Below are 21,785 nucleotides of genomic sequence, written 5' to 3'. Positions count from 1 at the left end.
CGTACTTTCCTGTGTGATCATGCTCCTTTTCCTGGACAAAACCAGAGAAAATCCTTCCTTTCCCTTCCCCCAGGGGGTAAGGTCAGATAGTTTTTTGACCAGTTGTTAAATAAAAAATCATAACTAACTGACTACTTAGGGAAAAATATGCGCAAGTTTACCCTGGCACTGAGTGCCGTTTGTTTATTGTTCACGTTAAATCAGCCCGCTCAGGCGTTAGTTTCCTCTCCTTCTCAGCTTAATCCGGGCACCAACGTTGCAAAACTCGCTGAGCAGGCCCCCATTCACTGGGTCTCCGTGGCACAAATCGAAAACAGCCTGACCGGACGCCCGCCGATGGCCGTTGGCTTTGATATCGATGATACGGTTCTCTTTTCCAGCCCGGGCTTCTGGCGCGGTAAAAAAACGTATTCCCCGGACAGTGAGGATTACCTGAAGAATCCGGCCTTCTGGGAAAAAATGAACAATGGCTGGGATGAATTCAGTATTCCGAAAGAAGTGGCGCGTCAGTTGATTGATATGCATGTGCGTCGTGGCGACAGCATCTTTTTCGTGACCGGGCGTAGTCAGACGAAGACCGAAACGGTATCGAAAACGCTGGCCGATAACTTTCACATTCCGGCCGGCAATATGAATCCGGTCATTTTTGCCGGTGATAAACCCGGTCAGAACACCAAAACGCAGTGGTTGCAGGATAAAAGCATCCGCATGTTCTACGGTGACTCCGACAATGACATCACCGCCGCTCGCGACGTAGGAATCCGCGGTATCCGTATTTTACGCGCCTCTAACTCTACCTATAAACCGCTGCCGCAGGCTGGCGCGTTTGGTGAAGAGGTGATCGTCAACTCGGAGTATTGAGAATACGAAATGCTGCTTTTTTAAACAAATTTACGCTGCTGGCTTTTACCTTTTGCGGACTTGCTGCACACTGAATAAAAGATGTTCTCATTAGGCAATATGCTGGTAAGGGGAATAAAGATGACGAATTCGGAGTTGCTGCAATACTGCATGGCAAAAACGGGTGCGGAGCAGAGCGTGCATAGTGACTGGAAAGCCACGCAAATCAAAGTTGAAGATGTACTTTTTGCCATGGTCAAAGAGGTCGAAGGTCGCCCGGCGGTCTCTCTGAAAACCAGCCCTGAACTGGCAGAATTGCTGCGTCAGCAACATAAAGACGTGCGACCCAGCCGCCATCTCAATAAAGCGCACTGGAGCACGGTGTATCTTGACGGCTCGCTGCCAGGTTCACAGATTTATTATCTGGTGGACGCGTCTTACCAGCAGGCCATAAACACCTTGCCGGAAGATAAACGCAGGTTGCTGGTGCAGCCTTGATCCGTTTTGCCGGATGGCGTCGCTAGCGACTTATCCGGCCTACAGGGTATGTGCCCGTAGGCCTGATAAGGGCAGGATTACAACAGCGGCTTGAGGAAACGTGCCGTGTGTGAGACTTCACATTCAGCGACCGTCTCCGGTGTGCCGGAGACTAAAATTTCCCCGCCGCCGCTGCCGCCTTCCGGACCGAGATCGACAATCCAGTCTGCGGTTTTAATCACGTCCAGATTGTGCTCAATCACCACGATGGTGTTGCCCTGATTCCGGAGCTGATGCAGCACGTCCAGCAGTTGCTGAATATCCGCAAAATGCAGACCGGTGGTCGGCTCATCGAGAATATACAGCGTTTGCCCGGTACCGCGTTTTGACAACTCACGCGCCAGCTTCACGCGCTGCGCCTCACCGCCAGAGAGGGTCGTTGCGGACTGACCCAGTCGGATGTACGTCAGGCCAACGTCCATCAGCGTTTGCAGCTTACGCGCCAGCGCCGGAACGGCATCGAAGAACTCACGGGCTTCTTCAATCGTCATATCCAGCACTTCGTGGATAGTCTTGCCCTTGTACTTAATCTCCAGCGTTTCGCGGTTATAGCGCTTACCTTTGCACTGATCGCACGGCACGTAGATATCCGGCAGGAAGTGCATTTCGACTTTGATCACGCCGTCGCCCTGACAGGCTTCACAGCGTCCACCACGGACGTTAAAGCTGAAACGGCCTGGCGTGTAACCGCGCGCACGTGACTCCGGCACGCCGGCAAACAGTTCGCGCACTGGCGTAAACACGCCGGTGTAGGTTGCCGGGTTAGAGCGCGGTGTACGGCCAATCGGGCTTTGGTCAATATCGATGACTTTGTCGAAATGTTCCAGACCCTGAACATCGCGATACGGCGCAGGTTCCGCCAGCGTCGCACCGTTCAGCGCCGTCTGCGCAATTGGGAACAGCGTATCGTTAATCAGCGTCGATTTACCTGAGCCGGAAACCCCGGTAATGCAGGTAAATAAACCAACCGGCAGCGTCAGAGTGACATCTTTCAGGTTGTTACCGCGTGCGCCGGTGAGCTTCAGCACTTTTTCCGGGTCAGCCGCCACGCGCTGTTTCGGTACTTCAATTTTGCGCTTACCGCTCATGTACTGGCCGGTTAGCGACTCAGGCACCGCCATGATATCTTTTAGCGTTCCTTCAGCAACCACCTGGCCGCCGTGAACGCCCGCGCCGGGGCCGATGTCGATAACGTGGTCAGCGGCGCGAATCGCATCTTCATCGTGCTCGACCACAATCACGGTATTACCCAGGTTACGCAGGTGGATAAGCGTACCCAGCAGACGTTCGTTATCGCGCTGATGCAGACCGATAGACGGTTCATCCAGCACGTACATTACACCGACCAGACCCGCGCCGATCTGGCTTGCCAGGCGAATACGCTGAGCTTCGCCGCCGGAGAGCGTTTCCGCTGAACGCGACAGCGTCAGGTAGTTGAGGCCGACGTTGACCAGGAACTTCAGACGATCGCCAATCTCTTTAAGGATTTTCTCGGCAATCTTCGCCCGCTGACCTGCAAGCTTCAGGTTGTTGAAGAAATCCATCGCATGACCGATGCTCATGTCGGAAATCGCGGGCAGTGGCGTATTTTCGACAAATACGTGGCGGGCTTCCCGGCGTAAACGCGTCCCTTCACAGCTGGCGCACGGTCGGTTACTGATGAATTTGGCTAATTCTTCGCGTACCGCACTGGATTCCGTCTCTTTATAACGGCGCTCCATATTGTGCAGCACACCTTCAAACGGGTGACGACGTACGGACGTATCGCCGCGATCGTTCATGTATTTGAATTCGATATTTTCTTTACCCGAACCGTACAGCACCACTTTATGCACAGTAGGGTTCAGGCTGGCCCACGGGGCTTCGACATCGAACTTATAGTGTTCCGCCAGCGACTTAAGCATCTGGAAATAATAGAAGTTACGGCGATCCCAACCGCGGATGGCGCCACCGGCCAGCGACAGTTCCGGGTTTTGAATCACCCGGTCAGGATCGAAATACTGCTGCACGCCGAGACCATCACAGGTTGGGCATGCGCCTGCCGGGTTGTTAAACGAGAACAGGCGGGGTTCCAGTTCGCGCATGCTGTAGCCGCAAATCGGGCAGGCGAAGTTGGCGGAGAACAGCAGCTCTTCCGCTTTCGGGTCGTCCATATCGGCGACCACCGCCGTACCGCCGGACAGTTCCAGCGCGGTTTCAAAGGATTCAGCCAGTCGCTGGGTGAGGTCGTCACGGACTTTAAAGCGGTCAATCACCACTTCAATAGTGTGTTTCTTTTGCAGCTCAAGTTTGGGCGGATCGGAAAGGTCACACACTTCACCGTCGATACGGGCGCGGATATAGCCCTGTCCCGCCAGGTTTTCCAGCGTTTTGGTGTGCTCGCCTTTACGCTCTTTAATTACCGGTGCCAGTAGCATCAGACGCTTGCCTTCCGGCTGCGACAGCACGTTGTCCACCATCTGGCTAACGGTCTGCGCCGCCAGGGGAACGTCGTGATCCGGGCAGCGCGGCTCGCCAACGCGGGCAAACAGCAGGCGCAGATAGTCGTGAATTTCGGTAATCGTACCTACCGTGGATCGCGGGTTATGAGACGTCGATTTTTGTTCAATTGAGATGGCAGGAGACAGCCCCTCAATGTGGTCGACATCTGGTTTTTCCATCAGTGACAGAAACTGACGCGCGTACGCGGAAAGGGATTCAACGTAACGACGTTGCCCTTCGGCATACAGGGTGTCGAAAGCAAGCGAAGATTTGCCTGAGCCCGAAAGCCCGGTGACGACAATCAGCTTGTCGCGCGGGATGACGAGGTTGATGTTTTTGAGATTATGGGTGCGGGCGCCCCGAACTTCGATCTTATCCATTCATCTTTCCCGGATTAAACGCTTTTTTGCCTGGCTGCATGGTGCTACCGGCGATCACAAACGGTTAATTATGACACAACCTGACCTGAATGGATATACAGTATTGGAATGCAAAACGCATGTTCCTGTGCAACAATGTCTGGCGGAGGTTGTTTACTGGAATCAACTTCGCAACGTAGTAAAAGCGCTATTGGAAATGCTACAATCCCGCGCTTACACTTATTCAGTAACGTTTTTCAGGAGACACGATCATGGCCAGCAGAGGCGTAAACAAGGTGATTCTCGTCGGTAATCTGGGCCAGGACCCGGAAGTACGCTATATGCCGAATGGTGGCGCAGTTGCCAACATTACGCTGGCTACTTCCGAATCCTGGCGTGATAAAGCGACCGGTGAAATGAAAGAGCAGACTGAATGGCACCGCGTTGTGCTGTTTGGCAAACTGGCGGAAGTCGCCAGCGAATATCTGCGTAAAGGTTCTCAGGTCTATATTGAAGGCCAACTGCGTACCCGCAAATGGACCGATCAATCCGGCGTAGAAAAATACACCACTGAAGTCGTTGTTAACGTTGGCGGCACCATGCAAATGCTGGGTGGTCGTCAGGGCGGCGGCGCGCCGGCAGGTGGTGGTCAGCAGCAGGGTGGTTGGGGTCAGCCTCAGCAGCCGCAGGGCGGCAACCAGTTCAGCGGCGGCGCGCAGTCTCGTCCGCAGCAGTCCGCTCCGGCAGCGCCGTCTAACGAACCGCCGATGGACTTCGACGACGATATTCCGTTCTAAGATAGCCGAACGTATTAACGTTCGTACTGATGAAAACCCCGTTGTGACGGGGTTTTTTTACATCTCTTATTCAGAATTAATTATTCGGTATTTTCTGGTTTATCATTGCAGCTTGATGATTCATTTAATGCGAGCTGATTAGCGCTAATATTCGATAATATTTATTTATAATCATGAGAAATGAAAGTAAATGTAGGTATTATCGAATAATAAAAGAAAATATGAAGGTAATAATTGGTGAAAATGTGTCGTACATTCAATTTCTTCTTTTTGAGATAGTTTCCTGGAGAGTAATATTCAATTAAATTAATGGAAAAAGTGTATTTTACTGCATGGTAAATATTGACAAGTTAATGTCTGGCTTTAAATAATACTTTTAGCTTATCAATTCTTCGTTAATGAAAATACATTTATTATTTGCTGCTTTTTATTGGTGGGGTGTTAATAAGTGATTTGATAAACTATTTGTTATGGAGCTTACTATGTATCAAAGGAAGATAAACCCTAAAGCAATAATACCCTTTGCACTATCATTTACCGCAGCGCAGTTGGTTTGCGCTGGATTTGCGAGTGCAAAAAACTATGAACTGAATTATATAGATGTTAATGGTGGTCAGGAAGGGATCATCATTCGGGATACGATTGCTGATGATAAAAACTATGATATCACGGTAAATATTGATAACCCTGTGCGAGGTGAAGGTAATGGCCTTGAGGTGAAGATTGGCAGTATCACCAAAGACCAGGCGGGAGAGTATCAAATTGGTAATTACAACGTTAATATCAGCGGAACTACGCAACAGGAACACCGCGCCGGGCTGGCCTTTTTTGGCTTATCCGCCGAAGGTCAGGGCACCAACGTCAAAGTTGATAACTTTAGCCTGAAAAATACTTTCTTAATTGGCTCTAAGTATACCCATAATAATACTGCGTTGTATGCGGGAAGCGGTGCGGATATCACTGTAAACGGCAATGTGTATGTTCGTTCAGAGGTTGAACACACCAACGATGGAGAAGATGCTACGCTGGCAAATAATGGAATCTATGCACGTGGAGTAGGTTCAACTATTACGGCAAACGGTGGTAACATTTACATTAATACTTATGCCAGTAATTTCAGAGAACTGCTGGAAAACAACAGCGGTTATCCTGATGGTTCATCAAAAAGTGATGCGGTTAGTGCTAAAGATGGTGGCGTCGTTAATATTAATCAGTCAGGTGAGTATAAGGTCAATTTGTTGGGGAATATCGACTTTGGCGATAAAATATATGCTCATACTAGCCAGATGAATATTACGCTAAATGGTGCAGAATCATTTTGGCATGGGCACGAAGCGAATGTTCTGGACATCGACAGTAATAAATGGGCGGGAGATTTGAATCTGACGTTGATGAATAATGCCCACTGGATCCCAGATGGTAAAGACGCTCAGATCAGTGCTATCACCTTGCAAGACGGCGGGACGATAAACCTGCATGGTTTTAACCTGCATACCAATCAGAGCATCAACGAAACGGTGAAAATTCACGATCTGAAAGGCAATAACGGTATTTTCCTGATTGATGTAAATACAAATAAAACAGATGAGCAGCGGCGTAATGGTAGCGACTTTATCGAAGTCGTTAAGAGTAGCACGGGGGGAACTCATGCCATTGAGGCGTTAAATATTAATAAGCTCAGCAATCTACAAGAAGATATCTGGGTTGCCGATGCCGCCAGCAATGTGATGTTTGAAGCGTACGATAAAATCGATATCACTAACGAGTATGTATATGACTATAAACCGCTACTGCGCTCTGATATTCGGGAAGGCGATCCGGCAAGCCAGTATGGCACAAACTGGTATATTACGGGGATTTCAACGAAAGCCAGTGCGGGTAGCAACACCGCGATTGCCAATGCCGGGTTAAACTACGCGGCGGCCACCGCCCGTCTCGAAATCGACAGCCTGAATAAGCGTTTAGGGGAATTACGCCAGAACCAACAGCAAAATGGTCTGTGGATACGCTATAAAGGCGGTGAAATGGAAAGCGATAATGGCAGCTACTTCAAAAACCTGTATAGCTTCTGGCAACTTGGTTATGACAATAAGGTAGAGAGTGAACAATCAGTCTGGACGCGAGGCATTGCGGCGCATTACATGAGAGGTAACGCTGACTTTACTTATGGCACGGGCGATAACAAGAGCTACGGTGGTTCACTTTATGCTGCATGGAACCGTCCGGAGAAACAGGACTACCTGGATCTGGTTCTGAAATATAGCCGCCATGAGAGTGATTTTAACTACCGAAATGTGTACGGCAATATGGGGGGGGCGGATAGCAGCACGTGGTCAATTAGCGCCAGCGCAGAATACGGCCGTGAGTTTAGTCTGGGAGAATCCTCTTTCATCGAACCGCAAGCGCAACTCGTGTATACCCGATTGGATGAAGCGCGTTATACCACCAGCAGTGGGCTACGGGTACGTCAGAATGATATCGACAGCGTGATTGGTCGTGTCGGATTGCGGGGAGGTTATCGCTTTGAGGAACGCCCGGATAGCGACATTTATGTGAAGCTGGATCTGCTGCATGAGTTTGCCGGCGATCGTGATGTCACTGTGTGGGGTAAAGACGCGTCCATGACGGTCCGTGAGGGAGGTAGCGACTCGTGGATTAACTACGGTATTGGAACCAATATTCATCTTACTCAGAACAATAATTCCCGACTGTACGTTGACCTGGAAAGATCGGCTGGAGGCGACATTGATATGAACTGGCAGGTGAACGCAGGGTTCCGGATGGAGTGGTAAGCGGTTACCGGAACGTCAGTAAAATCGTTATCGCTTAAAACCGTGTCCGACCGGGTATAATCTGGTCGGACACACTGCTGTTATCAATTCAACACCATCGGCCAGTCTGGCGGAGTATGGCTCATCACGTCGAGCATCACAGATTCGATGTTATTCCAGATAGTGGATACATCTACCAGGGTGATACCGAGTAATCCGGTTGCAAACCAGCAGGCAAAAACAAGCCCTAAACCGCTGCTGATAACGGCCAGTCCAACATAATCTGATTTACGAAAACGAATATTGAGCGTACTGGCTAAAAACATCAGTACTGCGCTGAGCAGTTGCCACCGCAGAAGAACTACGCCAGTTGTTATTGTTGCCATGAAAAACGTCCTCAGAAAGTCTTGATGCCCAGGACAGCGCGGGGTTATTCACAGAGGGTGTGGTACTCTGGCTATCGACGGGCAATAACATGAATGAAACAATGTTTCTGTTACATTATTTCTGTGAACTATATCACATTTGCTCGTTTGTTCACCAGTATCTGACGTTATTTTTGCCGGTTTTTATCCATGTTAATTGTATGGTTATCTTGATTCATAAACGAATAATAAATTATGCGTTATGTAAGATGCATTCATGTTACTTGTTTTCTTTATCCGAAATTAATCGTTAAAAAAGTTAATGTGTTTTATGCGTGCCGCCAGTATAACGCGTGTAAAACATTACTCTTTCTTGATAATGATGTTGCAAAATAAGCGTAACTTTAAGTTTGCCTTACGGGAAAATAATATCATCATCCACTATTATCAGACTTTTACATAGAGACGTCTGTTGATAATGTTGATAGATTCATGCAACTTAACCAGTTGGTGTTTATAGCATCCTGCCTTGATGGGTACTGGCATATACGAAACAGGGAAATAGGGCTGACATGAATCTCAGTGCGCAAAGCAAGATGCTGAAGCTCCTCGGCACGCTCACGGTGGTATTGCTCCCCGTGGTGCTGGCGCTATGGTTTGCTCATATCCGGGCGACGTCCGAAACCCGCACTCAACTCCACTCATTTGCTCAACTGGTGTTAAATAAAACGGAACTGGTGATCCAGCAAGCTGATTTAGCGCGTGATATGGCTCAGCTGTATCAGGGTAAGATGTGTACCCCTGCCCATCAGAAAAGTATGCTGAATATTATTCGCGGGCGTTTATATATCAGCGAGCTAATTTATGCACAAGATGATCATTTTTTGTGCTCTACGTCGATGGCACCGTCAGTTCCCTATATTATGCCAACCGCTGACTATAAACGTACGCCGGACGTTTCGATCTATTACTATCGCGATACGCCTTTTTTCTCTGGCTACAACATGACGTATATGCAAAGAGGAAACTACGTCGTTGTCATTAACCCATTATCTTACAGCGAAGTCATGTCAGATGACCCTGGCCTATTGTGGGGCGTCTATGACACGATAACGGATACTTTCTTCTCCGCCAGCAATCAGGCGCATGTTAAGCAATTTCTGCCGCTGGTGCGCGGTAAAGCCTCTACCTTCCAACTGGACGATCGGTTCTATACCATCGTTCGTTCTGAGAAGCGCCCGATCGCGATTATTGTTTCGACGACCCGCGATCGCGTCCATCAAAATTTCTATCACGAAGCCGCACTCACGATCCCCTTTGGGGTGATCTGCAGCATTCTGATGCTGTTGATGTGGTGGCGTACGCGCCAGCAGTACCATTCCCCTCGTCGTTTGTTAAGGCGTGCGCTGGAAAAACGCCAGCTACGCCTGCATTACCAGCCGATCATCGATATCAAGAATGGTCAATGTGTGGGGGCCGAGGCGCTGATGCGTTGGCCAGGTTGCAAAGGCGAGGTCATGAGCCCGACGGAATTTATTCCGCTGGCTGAAAAAGAAGGCATGATTGAAAGGATCACGGATTACGTGGTCGAAGAAGTGTTCAATGATTTAGGGTATTTTCTTTCAGCGCATCCCCAGATTTATATCTCAATTAACCTCTCAGCTTCTGATTTCCATTCATCCCGACTGATTGCCCTGATCGCTGAGAAAGCGCGTGATTACTCAGTCGCTGCCCAGCAAATTAAAGTCGAAGTGACGGAGCGTGGATTTATTGATGTGCATAAAATGACCCCGGTAATCCAGGCATTCCGTCAGGCCGGTTATGAAGTGGCATTTGATGATTTTGGGACGGGATATTCCAATCTGCACAATCTGGCGGCACTGAACGTGGATATCCTGAAGATTGATAAATCTTTTATTAGTACGCTGGCGACCAACAGTACCAGCCACCTGATTGCCGAACATATCATCGAAATGGCGCAAAGCTTACATCTGAAGACAATTGCTGAAGGGGTGGAAACGGCAGATCAAATGGAATGGCTGCTTGAACGTGGCGTTCAGTATTGTCAGGGGTGGTATTTTGCGAAAGCGTTACCGCCGCAGGAGTTTATGCTCTGGCTACAGCGCTCGCCCGCCATACTGACGCAGAGCGGGCAATAATCCTACAGGCGATGACGGTAGTCGCTGGGTGTACGATCAAACTCGCGGCGGAACACGCGTGAGAACGTTTGTTGCGACACATAGCCGAGATCCATCGCAATATCGAAAATAGGTCGTTCGGTCGTCCGTAGTTCCACGGCGGCTAACAAAAGTCGGCGCTGGCGGATATAGTCACCCAACGTCTGACGCATCACCGTGCGGAACATCCTCTGTAAATACCACTTCGAGTAACCTGATTTTTTTGCCACCGCCTCAATGTTCAGCGGTTGATCGATATGTTCATCAATCCATTCAATAAGGGTCTGAATTATCTGCTGATGGGACATAGGGCTGCCTCTTTCTCAGTATTCGATTCGTCGTTTTGTCTGTGGGCGAGTATAATTCCTCAAGTTAACTTGAGGTAAAGCGATTTATGGAAAAGAAATTACCCCGGATAAAAGCGCTGCTCACGCCAGGTGAAGTCGCAAAACGTAGCGGTGTCGCGGTATCAACTCTGCACTTCTATGAAAGCAAAGGGTTAATCAGCAGCATGCGCAACAGCGGCAATCAGCGTCGATACAAACGTGATGTGTTGCGTTATGTCGCGATTATCAAGATTGCCCAGCGTATCGGTATACCACTGGCAACGATTGGCGACGCGCTGGGCGTATTACCTGAAGGACATTCACTTAGCGCTAAAGAGTGGAAGCAGCTCTCTTCGCAATGGCGTGAAGAACTGGACCGGCGTATTCATACCCTGGTGGCGTTGCGTGATGAACTGGATGGATGCATTGGTTGCGGTTGTTTGTCGCGTAGTGATTGCCCGTTGCGTAACCCAGGCGATCAGCTTGGTGAGCAGGGAACCGGGGCGCGTCTGCTGGAAGATGATTGATTGGTTTAAATATATGACGGATATATACCCTAAATAATTCGCGTTGTGGGAAGGCGGCAAGAGCACGAATCCCGATGAGCTTAGTAAACTAAGTGATTCGGGTGAGTAAACGCAGCCAACACACCTGCAACGTGAAGTATGACGGGTATAAAACTAAAGCGCCACAGAGGGCGCTTTAGTTTGGTTCCGGTCTTCGTCTTTCACTCTATCCCGCTGGTTCACGGGAGGGTTTCCCCCGACATCAACACCCCTCAGTCGAGCACATTAGGGGAGGTTCCGGCTTGTGTTGATAAGGTAAGTGTATGCCACCCCCGTCTATTTGCCAGTCGATTGATGGTTTTTTAGCCGAAAAATTTTCCGCATCTTCATTCGTTTTTTTGCGCGAATTAACGTGAAAGATTACCGCTGGGGTTGTAATAACTGCGCGAAATTTGTTGCCAGATTGCGCATTGACGATAACGTTTGCGCATCGACTGGCTATTTCTTGTGCGTTATAAGAAGAAATGAGTAAAAAGCGGCAAAGTTCAGTTGAAAACCAGTACATGATCGCTAGATAATCGTTTGCTTTTTTTTACCACCCGTTTTTATGCGCGGAGCTAAACGTTTGCTTTTTTGCGACACCCCTACTGACGCAAACCTGGCACAGGGAGAAAACGTTAAGCAGGCAGTGGATTGTCCAGCACGCATAATGACGAAAAATAAACTCTCAGGGGATGTTTTCTATGTCTACGCCTTCAGCGCGTACCGGCGGTTCACTCGACGCCTGGTTTAAAATTTCGCACCGTGGCAGTACCGTTCGACAGGAAGTCGTTGCCGGATTAACGACGTTTCTGGCGATGGTCTACTCTGTTATCGTGGTTCCAGGAATGCTGGGTAAAGCCGGTTTCCCGCCAGCCGCTGTATTTGTGGCAACCTGCCTGGTAGCCGGTGTCGGCTCTATTGTGATGGGCCTGTGGGCCAACCTACCGCTGGCGATTGGTTGCGCCATTTCTTTGACGGCGTTTACCGCATTCAGCCTGGTGCTGGGGCAGCATATTAGCGTGCCTGTTGCGTTGGGCGCGGTGTTTCTGATGGGTGTTCTGTTTACCATCATTTCCGCGACAGGTATTCGTAGCTGGATCCTGCGCAATCTGCCACAGGGCGTTGCGCACGGTACGGGTATTGGTATCGGCCTGTTCCTGCTGCTGATTGCGGCAAACGGTGTTGGTCTGGTCATTAAGAACCCGCTGGATGGCCTGCCGGTTGCGCTGGGTGACTTCGACACCTTCCCGGTCATTATGTCGCTGATTGGTCTGGCGGTGATTATCGGCCTCGAAAAACTGAAAGTACCGGGTGGCATCCTGCTGACCATTATTGGTATTTCCGTCGTTGGCCTGATTTTCGATCCGGCCGTGCATTTCTCCGGTATTTTTGCCATGCCGTCTCTGAGCGACGAAAACGGCAACTCGCTGATCGGCAGCCTGGACATTATGGGTGCACTGAACCCTGTCGTTCTGCCGAGCGTGCTGGCGCTGGTCATGACCGCCGTCTTCGATGCGACCGGAACCATCCGCGCGGTTGCGGGCCAGGCGAATCTGCTGGATAAAGACGGTCAGATTATCGATGGCGGCAAAGCGTTAACGACTGACTCCCTGAGCAGCGTGTTCTCTGGCCTGGTGGGCGCTGCTCCGGCGGCGGTTTACATTGAATCTGCAGCGGGTACCGCGGCAGGGGGTAAAACCGGTCTGACGGCGATCACCGTAGGTGTTCTGTTCCTGCTGATCCTGTTCCTTTCTCCGCTCTCTTACCTTGTTCCTGCTTACGCAACGGCACCGGCGCTGATGTATGTTGGTTTGCTGATGCTGAGCAACGTGGCGAAAATCGATTTTACCGACTTCGTCGACGCGATGGCGGGACTGATTACCGCTGTCTTTATCGTGCTGACCTGTAATATCGTGACCGGCATTATGATCGGTTTTGCCACTCTGGTTATTGGCCGTATTGTTTCCGGCGAATGGCGAAAACTGAATATCGGAACGGTGGTGATTGCCGTGGCGCTGGTTGCATTCTATGCAGGCGGTTGGGCTATTTAATTCCGATACGCTCTTGATCCTGAAAACGGGTGGCTTTTGCCGCCCGTTTTTATTTTCAGAACACACTCGTTGTCTTTTGCGTTACTCTCGAGTAGATAGAATTGAGGCACGACGCCTCTCACCACTAATCATAAGAAACATCGCAAACAGGGAACGCATGGAAATCTTTTTCACCATACTCATCATGACCCTTGTGGTCTCGCTGTCGGGGGTATTTACTCGCGTATTGCCCTTCCAACTCCCTTTACCCCTTATGCAGATCGCCATCGGCGCCTTGCTGGCGTGGCCGACGTTTGGTTTGCATGTGGAATTCGATCCTGAGCTGTTTTTGGTGCTGTTCATCCCGCCGCTGCTGTTTGCCGATGGCTGGAAGACGCCAACGCGTGAGTTTCTGGAGCACGGACGAGAGATCTTCGGTCTGGCACTGGCGCTCGTACTGGTTACGGTGGTCGGCATTGGTTTTATGATTTATTGGCTGGTCCCGGGGATTCCGCTGATCCCCGCTTTTGCGCTGGCCGCAGTGTTATCGCCAACCGATGCCGTTGCCCTTTCTGGCATTGTCGGCGAGGGGCGTATACCGAAGAAAATCATGGGCATCCTGCAGGGCGAAGCGTTGATGAACGATGCGTCTGGCCTGGTATCGCTGAAATTTGCTGTGGCCGTGGCAATGGGAACGATGGTGTTTACCGTTGGTGGTGCGACGGTTGAGTTCTTTAAGGTAGCGATTGGCGGCATCCTGGCGGGTTTTGTCGTCAGCTGGTTGTATGGACGCTCTCTGCGCTTTCTTAGCCGCTGGGGCGGCGATGAGCCGGCAACGCAAATTGTTCTGCTGTTCCTGCTGCCGTTTGCTTCTTACCTGATTGCCGAACACATTGGTGTTTCCGGGATCCTCGCGGCGGTCGCAGCCGGGATGACGATAACCCGTTCAGGCGTAATGCGTCGTGCGCCATTGGCGATGCGCTTACGTGCTAACAGCACCTGGGCAATGCTGGAGTTCGTCTTTAACGGCATGGTCTTCCTGCTGTTAGGGCTGCAATTACCGGGGATTTTGGAGTCTTCTCTGGTGGCGGCAGAAGCCGATCCGAACGTTGAAACCTGGATGCTGTTTACCGATATCGTGCTGATTTACGTAGCGCTGATGCTGGTGCGTTTTGGCTGGCTGTGGACGATGAAAAAATTCAGTCTGCGCTTCCTGAAGAAAAAGCCGATGGAGTTTGGCTCATGGACAACGCGTGAAATCCTGATCGCCTCCTTTGCGGGAGTTCGCGGGGCGATTACGCTTGCCGGTGTGCTCTCCATCCCGCTGCTGTTGCCGGATGGTAGCGGCTTCCCGGCGCGCTACGAGCTAGTATTCCTTGCCGCGGGCGTGATCCTGTTCTCGCTGTTTGTCGGTGTAGTGATGCTACCGATTCTGCTGCAACACCTGGAAGTGGCAGATCACTCGCAGCAACTGAAAGAAGAGCGGATAGCCCGCGCTGCGACGGCGGAAGTCGCGATTGTTGCTATCCAGAAAATGGAAGAGCGTCTGGCGGCGGACAGCGAAGAGAATATTGATAATCAACTGCTGACCGAAGTGAGCTCTCGTGTAATCGGTAACCTGCGCCGTCGCGTCGATGGACGTAACGATGTGGAAAGCTCATTACAGGAAGAGAACCTCGAGCGACGTTTCCGCCTGGCGGCATTGCGTTCAGAACGTGCAGAGCTTTATCACCTGCGCGCCACGCGCGAAATCAGCAATGAAACGCTGCAGAAACTGTTGCACGATCTGGACTTGCTGGAAGCGTTGCTGATCGAGAACCAATAAACGGTTGTGCCGGATGCGCTACGCTTATCAGGCCTACGGAATCGAATTGTAGGCCGGGTAAGGCGTTTACGCCGCATCCGGCACTTACGATTCTTGCGTTAACCAAAACCCTTCGCAGCATGTCAGCCACGCCTGAGCGCTGTGCGACAGATACACGCCTTCACGCCAAATCATGCCCAGTTGCCAGCGTAAATCGCTCTCCAGCGGGATCCAGCGCAGCGTCTGTTTATCCAGTCGTTGGCAAATTGGCTCCGGTAAAATAGCGATACCGACGCCGGCTTGCACCATGGCCGCCAGAAAATCCCACTGCCCGCTGCGTACCGCGATGCGCGGCTTGACGTTGTGCTGGCTAAACAGTTCAAGCAGCTGGCGACTCAAGGCGAAATCTTCGTTATAGATCAGCAGCGGGTGCTCCGCTAACGCTTCGGGGGAAATGGACTCACACGTTGTCCACTGACCGGAGCGGGGGACCAGCACGCAGAGCGGATGACTGAAAAGCGGTAAGGTTGCCAGTCCACTCTCTTCCTCGACCGGAAGGGCCGTCATGGCGACATCCAAATCTCCGCTCATGACTGCCTGTTGGACGGTTAAGCCACCAAACTCCGATATTTTAAGCTCAACGCCGGGATAACGCTGGCGAAACAGGCTGATGGGACCTGCCATCAACATACCGACCATTGGCGGGATACCAAGGCGCAATAGCCCTTTGTTCAGATGGTTAATGTCGCTAAGTTCGGCTTCAAGCTGGCGAAACTCGGCCAAAATTGCCAGACCGCGCTCAAAAACAACCTGTCCGGTATCGGTCAATAAAAGCCGCCGACCGTCGCGGATTAACAGCGTGCAGTTCAGCTCGTCTTCAAGGTTCTTCAACATCTTGCTGATGGTGGGCTGGGTGACAAAAAGCTTCTCCGCTGCGCGAGTAAAGCTCTGCTGACGAACCACCTCAACAAAATATCGCAGCGTTCTGATATCCATGATTATTCCTTAAGACTATGCCTGCAATGAGTTTAATTCATTTCAGTCCTGGACGGGGGCTCTCTATACTGGCGCTCTCTATTTTTTAAGGACATACCCTCATGGCTGTGGCGATAAGCCGCGTGACGCCTGCTGTTATTCATCGACTCCAGATCCCCGTTCAGGTTCTGTTGTACGCAGGTCTCTTTGTATTTGCTCAATATCTTGTCTCCTGGCTGCATCTGCCGCTTCCTGCCAACCTGGTAGGGATGGTGCTGATGCTGGCGTTAATTGTCTGCCGGGTTATCCCGCTGAACTGGATTCGCGCAGGTGCTCGCTGGTTACTGGCTGAAATGCTGCTGTTTTTTGTCCCGGCGGTGGTCGCCGTTGTGAACTACACGCAGCTGTTGCTGGTTGATGGCTGGCGTATATTTGCCGTCATTGCGATCAGTACGCTGATGGTGCTCGGCGCCACGGCGTGGGTGGTGGATAAAGTTTATCGCTATGAAATGAGCAGGTTAAACCGTGAGTAATTTCCAGCTAAGCGTGTTGTGTCTGGTGATTACGCTGGGTATCTACTTTGCTAATAAGCGTTTGTATCGCCGTTTTCGTAAATTACCGCTGATGCCATTAGTTCTCACCCCGGCCCTGCTGGTGCTGATGCTAGTCTTCGGCCATATCTCCTGGCAAAACTATATTGGTGAATCGCACTGGTTGCTGTGGTTGTTAGGACCGGCGACCATAGCCTTTGCCGTTCCGGTGTATGACAACCTTGCGGTGATTAAGCGTCACTGGATGTCGCTGACGGCGGGCGTGGTAACGGCAACGCTGGTGGCCGTCACCAGTTCCGTGTGGCTGGCGCGCCTGTTTATGTTGCCTGATGAGATCCAACGCAGTCTGGCGGTGCGTTCCGTCACCACGCCATTTGCGCTGGCAGCGGCAGAGCCATTGGGCGGGCAGCCGGACCTGGTGGCCTTGTTCGTGGTGGTGACCGGCGTATTCGGCATGGCGGTCGGCGATGTGCTGTTTTTACGCCTTTCCATTCGTGAAGGAATGGCGAAAGGCGCAGGATTTGGCGCTGCATCGCATGGCGCAGGCACGGCGCGCTCTTATGAGCTTGGTCAGCAAGAGGGCGTGGTTGCCAGTCTGGTAATGATGCTTTCCGGTGTGGTGATGGTATTGGTTGCGCCACTGGTCGCGAGGCTGATGTTCTAAGAAAGGATGTAATCCTCCGGCCCGAAAGCCGGAGGAGAAGGGATGTTAGTGCGCGCGACCTTGTTCTACGCCGTACCCGGTCTGGGAGCGGATGAACTGAGCACGGAACTGCTCGCGTTCGCGGTTGCCTTCTTCTGAGTTGTCGGTAGCAGAGAAGAACCAGATCCCGAGGAACGCTATGCTGATGGAGAACAGCGCTGGATATTCATACGGGAAAATGGCTTTTTCGTGACCGAGGATCTGGACCCAAATGGTTGGGCCGAGAATCATCAATACTACCGCTGTTAACAGACCTAACCAGCCACCCAGCATTGCGCCACGGGTGGTCAGACGCGACCAGTACATGGAAAGCAGGATGATCGGGAAGTTGCAGCTGGCCGCGATGGCGAACGCCAGACCCACCATGAAGGCGATGTTCTGGTTCTCAAACAGCACGCCGAGCAGGATGGCTATCACACCCAGTACCAGTACGGTGATTTTTGACACCTTCAGCTCTTCACGTTCGGTTGCGCCTTTGCGGAATACGTTGGCGTACAGGTCGTGAGAAACTGCCGAAGCACCCGCCAGCGTCAGCCCGGCAACCACCGCCAGGATGGTGGCAAACGCCACTGCAGAGATGAAGCCGAGGAACAGGTTACCGCCCACCGCATTCGCCAGGTGAACCGCCGCCATGTTGTTACCACCGATCAGTGCGCCTGCAGCATCTTTGTACTCTGGATTAGCGCCTACCAGCATGATCGCGCCAAAGCCGATAATAAAGGTCAGGATGTAGAAATAACCCATAAAGCCGGTGGCATAGAATACGCTCTTACGCGCTTCGCGGGCATCGCTGACCGTGAAGAAACGCATCAGAATATGCGGCAAACCTGCTGTACCGAACATCAATCCAAGACCTAACGACAGGGCGGATATCGGATCTTTTACCAGACCGCCCGGGCTCATAATCGCGGAGCCTTTTGGGTGTACTGCCATCGCTTCGGTGAACAGGTTGTTGAAGCTGAAGCCGACGTGCTTCATTACCATGAAGGCCATAAAGCTGGCGCCGAACAGCAGCAGAACAGCTTTAATGATCTGTACCCAGGTGGTTGCCAGCATGCCGCCAAACAGAACGTACATCATCATCAGTACGCCAACCAGTACGACGGCGATGTGATAGTTCAGACCAAACAGCAGCTCAATCAGTTTACCTGCGCCGACCATCTGGGCGATCAGATACAGCGCGACCACCACCAGGGAACCACAGGCCGACAGAATACGGATTGGACCCTGCTTCAGACGATAAGAAGCAACGTCAGCAAAGGTGTAACGACCGAGGTTACGCAAACGCTCAGCAATCAGGAACAGAATAATTGGCCAGCCGACCAGGAAGCCGAGTGAGTAAATCAGCCCGTCATAACCGGAGGTAAATACCAGCGCGGAAATTCCAAGGAACGATGCCGCCGACATATAGTCGCCCGCAATCGCCAGCCCGTTCTGGAAACCGGTGATGTTACCGCCGGCGGTGTAGTAGTCATTACGCGAACGTACGCGTTTAGACGCCCAGTAGGTAATGCCGAGCGTAAAGATGACGAAAATCAGGAACATAACAATCGCCTGCCAGTTGGTTGGCTGGCGTTGAACTGCACCGCTAATAGCATCCGCCGCGTTTGCGGCGAAGGGCAGCGTGGCGGCAAGCGCCGTCAGGACTCTCTTCATGATGCTTTAACCTCGTGCAAAACCGCATTGTTCAGGCGATCAAATTCACCGTTTGCCCGCCAGATATAAATCCCGGTCAGAATGAAGGAGATAAGGATCACACCGACCCCAATCGGAATACCCCGGGTGACGCTGGTTCCCGCGTGGAGCGGCGTACCCAGCCAGCCAGGCGCAAAGGCAATCAGTAAAATAAAGCTGATATAAACTGCCAGCATGATGATGGACAGAATGGTGGCAAACCGTTGCCGTTTTTCTACTAACTCCCTGAAACGCGCACTGTCTTCTATCCGCTGATAAATTTGGTCATTCATCACAGAGTTCTCCAGAGGCCCCCTTCGTCTTTCAGGCCGCAGGTGCGTTGGCCGCACTCGCCCACCCCAGTCACATAGTGAACTATGCTCCTGGGGATGTGCTCGCTTGCCGCCTTCCTGCAACGCGAAATCCTTTGGGGGAGGGTTTTTATATTTCCCTCCCGGTCAGGGGAGGGGTAGGGATAGGATTTGTAGGCCCGATAAGCTGCGCGCCATCGGGCATTTCACAGTTATGGTTATGATGGCATCGCGATGGCCTGCTTCTCTTCGAGCAGTTTCTCCACGACGCCAGGATCGGCGAGGGTCGAGGTATCGCCCAGATTGCTGGTATCGCCCGCCGCGATTTTACGCAGAATACGGCGCATGATTTTGCCGGAGCGGGTTTTCGGCAGTGAGTCGGTCCAGTGCAGCACGTCTGGCGTTGCCAGCGGGCCAATTTCTTTACGCACCCAGTTGCGAACCTCGGCGTACAACTCAGGTGACGGCTCTTCACCGTGATTCAGCGTGACGTAAGCGTAGATCGCCTGGCCTTTAATATTATGCGGAATCCCCACCACCGCGGCTTCGGCAATCTTCGGATGCGACACCAGCGCCGATTCGATTTCAGCTGTTCCCAGACGGTGGCCGGAGACGTTCAGCACATCGTCCACACGTCCGGTGATCCAGTAATAGCCATCTTCGTCACGGCGCGCGCCGTCGCCGCTGAAGTACATATTCTTGAAGGTAGAGAAGTAGGTTTGCTCAAAGCGTTCGTGATCGCCAAACAGCGTTCTCGCCTGGCCCGGCCACGAGTCGGTAATCACCAGATTGCCTTCGGTCGCGCCTTCCAGCGGATTACCTTCGTTATCGACAATCGCAGGCTGTACGCCAAAGAATGGACGGGTTGCAGAACCGGCTTTCAGTTCGGTGGCGCCCGGCAGCGGGGTGATCATGAATCCACCGGTTTCAGTCTGCCACCAGGTATCGACGACCGGGCATTTTTCGTTGCCGATCTTCTTCCAGTACCACTCCCATGCTTCCGGGTTGATCGGCTCGCCAACTGAACCCAGGATACGCAGCGACGAACGGTCAGTGCCTTCAATCGCTTTATCGCCTTCCGCCATCAGGGCGCGAATGGCGGTCGGTGCGGTATACAGAATATTGACCTGATGCTTGTCCACAACCTGCGACATACGCGCCGGGGTAGGCCAGTTTGGCACGCCTTCGAACATCAGCGTGGTTGCGCCGCAGGCCAGCGGACCGTACAGCAGGTAGCTGTGCCCGGTTACCCAGCCTACGTCAGCGGTACACCAATAGATATCGCCCTGATGGTAATCAAACACATACTTAAAGGTAGTTGCAGCGTAGACCAGATACCCGCCGGTAGTGTGCAGCACGCCTTTCGGCTTGCCGGTTGAGCCAGAGGTATACAGGATAAACAGCGGATCTTCGGCGTTCATCTCTTCCGGCTGGTGTTCTGAGCTGGCCTTCTCGATAAGATCGGACCACCACAGGTCGCGACCTTCCTGCCATTCCGTTTTCCCACCGGTACGTTTGAGAACGACCACATGCTCCACGGTTTTCACATTTGGATTTTTCAGCGCATCATCCACGTTCTTTTTCAGTGGGATAGCACGCCCGGCGCGTACGCCTTCGTCGGCGGTGATCACCAGGCGTGAATTGGAGTCGATAATACGTCCGGCGACGGCTTCCGGTGAGAAACCACCGAAGATGACTGAATGCACCGCGCCAATACGGGCGCAGGCCAGCATGGCGACCGCAGCTTCCGGCACCATCGGCATATAAATGGCCACCACGTCACCTTTTTTAATGCCTAAATCCAGTAGCGTATTGGCGAAACGGCAGACATCGCGATGCAACTCGCGATAGGTAATGTTTTTGCTTTGGGTTGCGTCATCGCCTTCCCAGATGATGGCGGTACGATCGCCGTTTGCCTGCAGGTGGCGGTCAAGACAGTTTGCGGCCAGATTCAGGGTGCCGTCTTCGTACCATTTAATCGACACGTTGCCTGGTGCGAAGGAAGTGTTCTTCACCTGGCTGTACGGCTTGATCCAATCAAGAATTTTTCCCTGTTCGCCCCAAAATGTGTCGGGTTCGTTAACGGATTGCTGGTATTTCTCTGCGTACTGCTCCGGATTTATCAGGCAACGATCCGCAATGTTTGCGGGAATAGCGTGTTTATGTATTTGGCTCATGGCTTTTGTTCTCCTTGTAGGATGTTAATAATATGTCTCATAAACGTTAAATGTAGGGGCTTTGAGAGTTTTGTTTAGTATTTGCGCGGCAGATCACGCAATAAACGAATTGTGCAAATTAGCGACAAACTGAATTTTGAAGGGAGCTAGCAAAATTGACTAAATCTCGCGATAACATGTAGTTATCTAAAGGATTGTTGAAAAGGTGATCTGTCTCTGAATTAGACAAAAGAGGGAGCAATCAAAGGGAGTTACTAACTCTAAAGTGGTATTTTACATACACTTACAATTGATTAAAGACAACATTTTCAGTGTGGTTTCTTGTTACAAATAGGGTGGAGCAATGTCATGACAGTATT

17 protein-coding genes are annotated in these 21,785 nt (G+C 51.5%); 10 read left to right on the top strand and 7 right to left on the bottom strand.

Features of this window, described 5'->3' with window-relative positions; all coding sequences use genetic code 11:
- Positions 1–147: 147 nt before the first annotated feature.
- Positions 148–861 carry an acid phosphatase AphA gene (aphA, locus tag G8S19_RS20635; protein ID WP_048213924.1) on the top strand — a complete coding sequence of 238 codons (714 nt, stop codon included), beginning with the start codon at positions 148–150 and terminating at the stop codon, positions 859–861.
- Positions 862–981: 120 nt separating this feature from the next.
- Entirely contained in the window at positions 982–1,338 is a 357-nt protein-coding gene (locus G8S19_RS20630) for an MmcQ/YjbR family DNA-binding protein (protein WP_048213923.1), read from the top strand.
- Positions 1,339–1,415: 77 nt separating this feature from the next.
- Here G8S19_RS20630 and uvrA read toward each other — a convergent pair whose 3' ends face one another.
- Positions 1,416–4,238, bottom strand: coding sequence for an excinuclease ABC subunit UvrA (uvrA, locus tag G8S19_RS20625; RefSeq protein ID WP_126320215.1), 2,823 nt, complete (start codon positions 4,236–4,238; stop codon positions 1,416–1,418).
- Positions 4,239–4,489: 251 nt separating this feature from the next.
- Here uvrA and ssb1 point away from each other — a divergent pair, with 251 nt between their 5' ends.
- Together ssb1 and G8S19_RS20615 are read left to right on the top strand one after the other, a co-directional pair.
- Positions 4,490–5,014, top strand: coding sequence for a single-stranded DNA-binding protein SSB1 (gene ssb1 / locus G8S19_RS20620; RefSeq protein ID WP_003826621.1), 525 nt, complete (start codon positions 4,490–4,492; stop codon positions 5,012–5,014).
- A gap of 482 nt (positions 5,015–5,496) precedes the next feature.
- Positions 5,497–7,806 carry an autotransporter outer membrane beta-barrel domain-containing protein gene (locus G8S19_RS20615; RefSeq protein WP_124021072.1) on the top strand — a complete coding sequence of 770 codons (2,310 nt, stop codon included), beginning with the start codon at positions 5,497–5,499 and terminating at the stop codon, positions 7,804–7,806.
- An 83-nt stretch (positions 7,807–7,889) separates the two neighbouring features.
- On the opposite strand, the gene G8S19_RS20610 is transcribed toward G8S19_RS20615, so the two are convergent.
- Positions 7,890–8,171: a YjcB family protein gene (locus G8S19_RS20610; protein ID WP_048213921.1), complete on the bottom strand. Its 282-nt coding sequence runs from the start codon at positions 8,169–8,171 to the stop codon at positions 7,890–7,892.
- 551 nt (positions 8,172–8,722) lie between these two features.
- On the opposite strand from G8S19_RS20610, the gene G8S19_RS20605 reads away from it, so the two are divergent.
- Positions 8,723–10,309 (top strand): EAL domain-containing protein, encoded by a 1,587-nt coding sequence (locus G8S19_RS20605; RefSeq protein WP_124021071.1) that lies wholly within the window; start codon positions 8,723–8,725, stop codon positions 10,307–10,309.
- Between the two features lie 2 nt (positions 10,310–10,311).
- Here the strand turns inward: G8S19_RS20605 and soxS are convergent, their stop codons facing one another.
- Complete coding sequence (gene soxS / locus G8S19_RS20600) at positions 10,312–10,635, bottom strand: superoxide response transcriptional regulator SoxS (RefSeq protein ID WP_005132611.1); 324 nt, start codon at positions 10,633–10,635, stop codon at positions 10,312–10,314.
- Positions 10,636–10,721: 86 nt separating this feature from the next.
- Between soxS and soxR the strand changes: the two genes are divergently transcribed.
- From soxR to G8S19_RS20585, 3 genes are all read left to right on the top strand, one after another.
- Positions 10,722–11,180 (top strand): redox-sensitive transcriptional activator SoxR, encoded by a 459-nt coding sequence (soxR, locus tag G8S19_RS20595; protein ID WP_003826630.1) that lies wholly within the window; start codon positions 10,722–10,724, stop codon positions 11,178–11,180.
- Between the two features lie 722 nt (positions 11,181–11,902).
- Positions 11,903–13,252 carry a guanine/hypoxanthine transporter GhxP gene (ghxP, locus tag G8S19_RS20590; protein WP_005132609.1) on the top strand — a complete coding sequence of 450 codons (1,350 nt, stop codon included), beginning with the start codon at positions 11,903–11,905 and terminating at the stop codon, positions 13,250–13,252.
- A gap of 157 nt (positions 13,253–13,409) precedes the next feature.
- Positions 13,410–15,056, top strand: coding sequence for a Na+/H+ antiporter (locus G8S19_RS20585; protein ID WP_040229801.1), 1,647 nt, complete (start codon positions 13,410–13,412; stop codon positions 15,054–15,056).
- An 84-nt stretch (positions 15,057–15,140) separates the two neighbouring features.
- Here G8S19_RS20585 and G8S19_RS20580 read toward each other — a convergent pair whose 3' ends face one another.
- The gene (locus G8S19_RS20580) at positions 15,141–16,031 is read right to left on the bottom strand and encodes a LysR family transcriptional regulator (RefSeq protein ID WP_040229800.1); all 891 of its coding nucleotides are present in this window, start codon (positions 16,029–16,031) and stop codon (positions 15,141–15,143) included.
- A 101-nt stretch (positions 16,032–16,132) separates the two neighbouring features.
- Between G8S19_RS20580 and G8S19_RS20575 the strand changes: the two genes are divergently transcribed.
- Entirely contained in the window at positions 16,133–16,543 is a 411-nt protein-coding gene (locus G8S19_RS20575) for a CidA/LrgA family protein (RefSeq protein ID WP_003031742.1), read from the top strand.
- Complete coding sequence (locus G8S19_RS20570) at positions 16,536–17,225, top strand: LrgB family protein (protein ID WP_003031745.1); 690 nt, start codon at positions 16,536–16,538, stop codon at positions 17,223–17,225. The genes G8S19_RS20575 and G8S19_RS20570 overlap by 8 nt, the downstream gene beginning before the upstream one ends.
- 45 nt (positions 17,226–17,270) lie before the next feature.
- Here G8S19_RS20570 and actP read toward each other — a convergent pair whose 3' ends face one another.
- The 3 genes from actP to acs all read right to left on the bottom strand — a co-directional run bounded on the left by actP (position 17,271) and on the right by acs (position 21,426).
- Entirely contained in the window at positions 17,271–18,920 is a 1,650-nt protein-coding gene (gene actP / locus G8S19_RS20565) for a cation/acetate symporter ActP (RefSeq protein ID WP_003031747.1), read from the bottom strand.
- The gene (locus G8S19_RS20560) at positions 18,917–19,231 is read right to left on the bottom strand and encodes a DUF485 domain-containing protein (protein ID WP_003031750.1); all 315 of its coding nucleotides are present in this window, start codon (positions 19,229–19,231) and stop codon (positions 18,917–18,919) included. Before G8S19_RS20560 ends, actP begins: the two co-directional genes overlap by 4 nt.
- A gap of 236 nt (positions 19,232–19,467) precedes the next feature.
- Positions 19,468–21,426 (bottom strand): acetate--CoA ligase, encoded by a 1,959-nt coding sequence (gene acs, locus G8S19_RS20555; RefSeq protein ID WP_003826645.1) that lies wholly within the window; start codon positions 21,424–21,426, stop codon positions 19,468–19,470.
- Between the last annotated feature and the right edge of the window lie 359 nt (positions 21,427–21,785).

The sequence above is a fragment of the Citrobacter sp. SX206 genome (assembly GCF_024181025.1).
GTDB lineage: Bacteria > Pseudomonadota > Gammaproteobacteria > Enterobacterales > Enterobacteriaceae > Citrobacter > Citrobacter youngae.
This window is presented reverse-complemented; position numbering and strand designations above follow the sequence as displayed.

Coding starts and splice junctions, on each gene's coding strand:
- aphA (WP_048213924.1), top strand. CDS start 148: ATGCGCAAGTTTACCCTGGCACTGAGTGCCGTTTGTTTATTGTTCACG.
- G8S19_RS20630 (WP_048213923.1), top strand. CDS start 982: ATGACGAATTCGGAGTTGCTGCAATACTGCATGGCAAAAACGGGTGCG.
- uvrA (WP_126320215.1), bottom strand. CDS start 4,238: ATGGATAAGATCGAAGTTCGGGGCGCCCGCACCCATAATCTCAAAAAC.
- ssb1 (WP_003826621.1), top strand. CDS start 4,490: ATGGCCAGCAGAGGCGTAAACAAGGTGATTCTCGTCGGTAATCTGGGC.
- G8S19_RS20615 (WP_124021072.1), top strand. CDS start 5,497: ATGTATCAAAGGAAGATAAACCCTAAAGCAATAATACCCTTTGCACTA.
- G8S19_RS20610 (WP_048213921.1), bottom strand. CDS start 8,171: ATGGCAACAATAACAACTGGCGTAGTTCTTCTGCGGTGGCAACTGCTC.
- G8S19_RS20605 (WP_124021071.1), top strand. CDS start 8,723: ATGAATCTCAGTGCGCAAAGCAAGATGCTGAAGCTCCTCGGCACGCTC.
- soxS (WP_005132611.1), bottom strand. CDS start 10,635: ATGTCCCATCAGCAGATAATTCAGACCCTTATTGAATGGATTGATGAA.
- soxR (WP_003826630.1), top strand. CDS start 10,722: ATGGAAAAGAAATTACCCCGGATAAAAGCGCTGCTCACGCCAGGTGAA.
- ghxP (WP_005132609.1), top strand. CDS start 11,903: ATGTCTACGCCTTCAGCGCGTACCGGCGGTTCACTCGACGCCTGGTTT.
- G8S19_RS20585 (WP_040229801.1), top strand. CDS start 13,410: ATGGAAATCTTTTTCACCATACTCATCATGACCCTTGTGGTCTCGCTG.
- G8S19_RS20580 (WP_040229800.1), bottom strand. CDS start 16,031: ATGGATATCAGAACGCTGCGATATTTTGTTGAGGTGGTTCGTCAGCAG.
- G8S19_RS20575 (WP_003031742.1), top strand. CDS start 16,133: ATGGCTGTGGCGATAAGCCGCGTGACGCCTGCTGTTATTCATCGACTC.
- actP (WP_003031747.1), bottom strand. CDS start 18,920: ATGAAGAGAGTCCTGACGGCGCTTGCCGCCACGCTGCCCTTCGCCGCA.
- G8S19_RS20560 (WP_003031750.1), bottom strand. CDS start 19,231: ATGAATGACCAAATTTATCAGCGGATAGAAGACAGTGCGCGTTTCAGG.
- acs (WP_003826645.1), bottom strand. CDS start 21,426: ATGAGCCAAATACATAAACACGCTATTCCCGCAAACATTGCGGATCGT.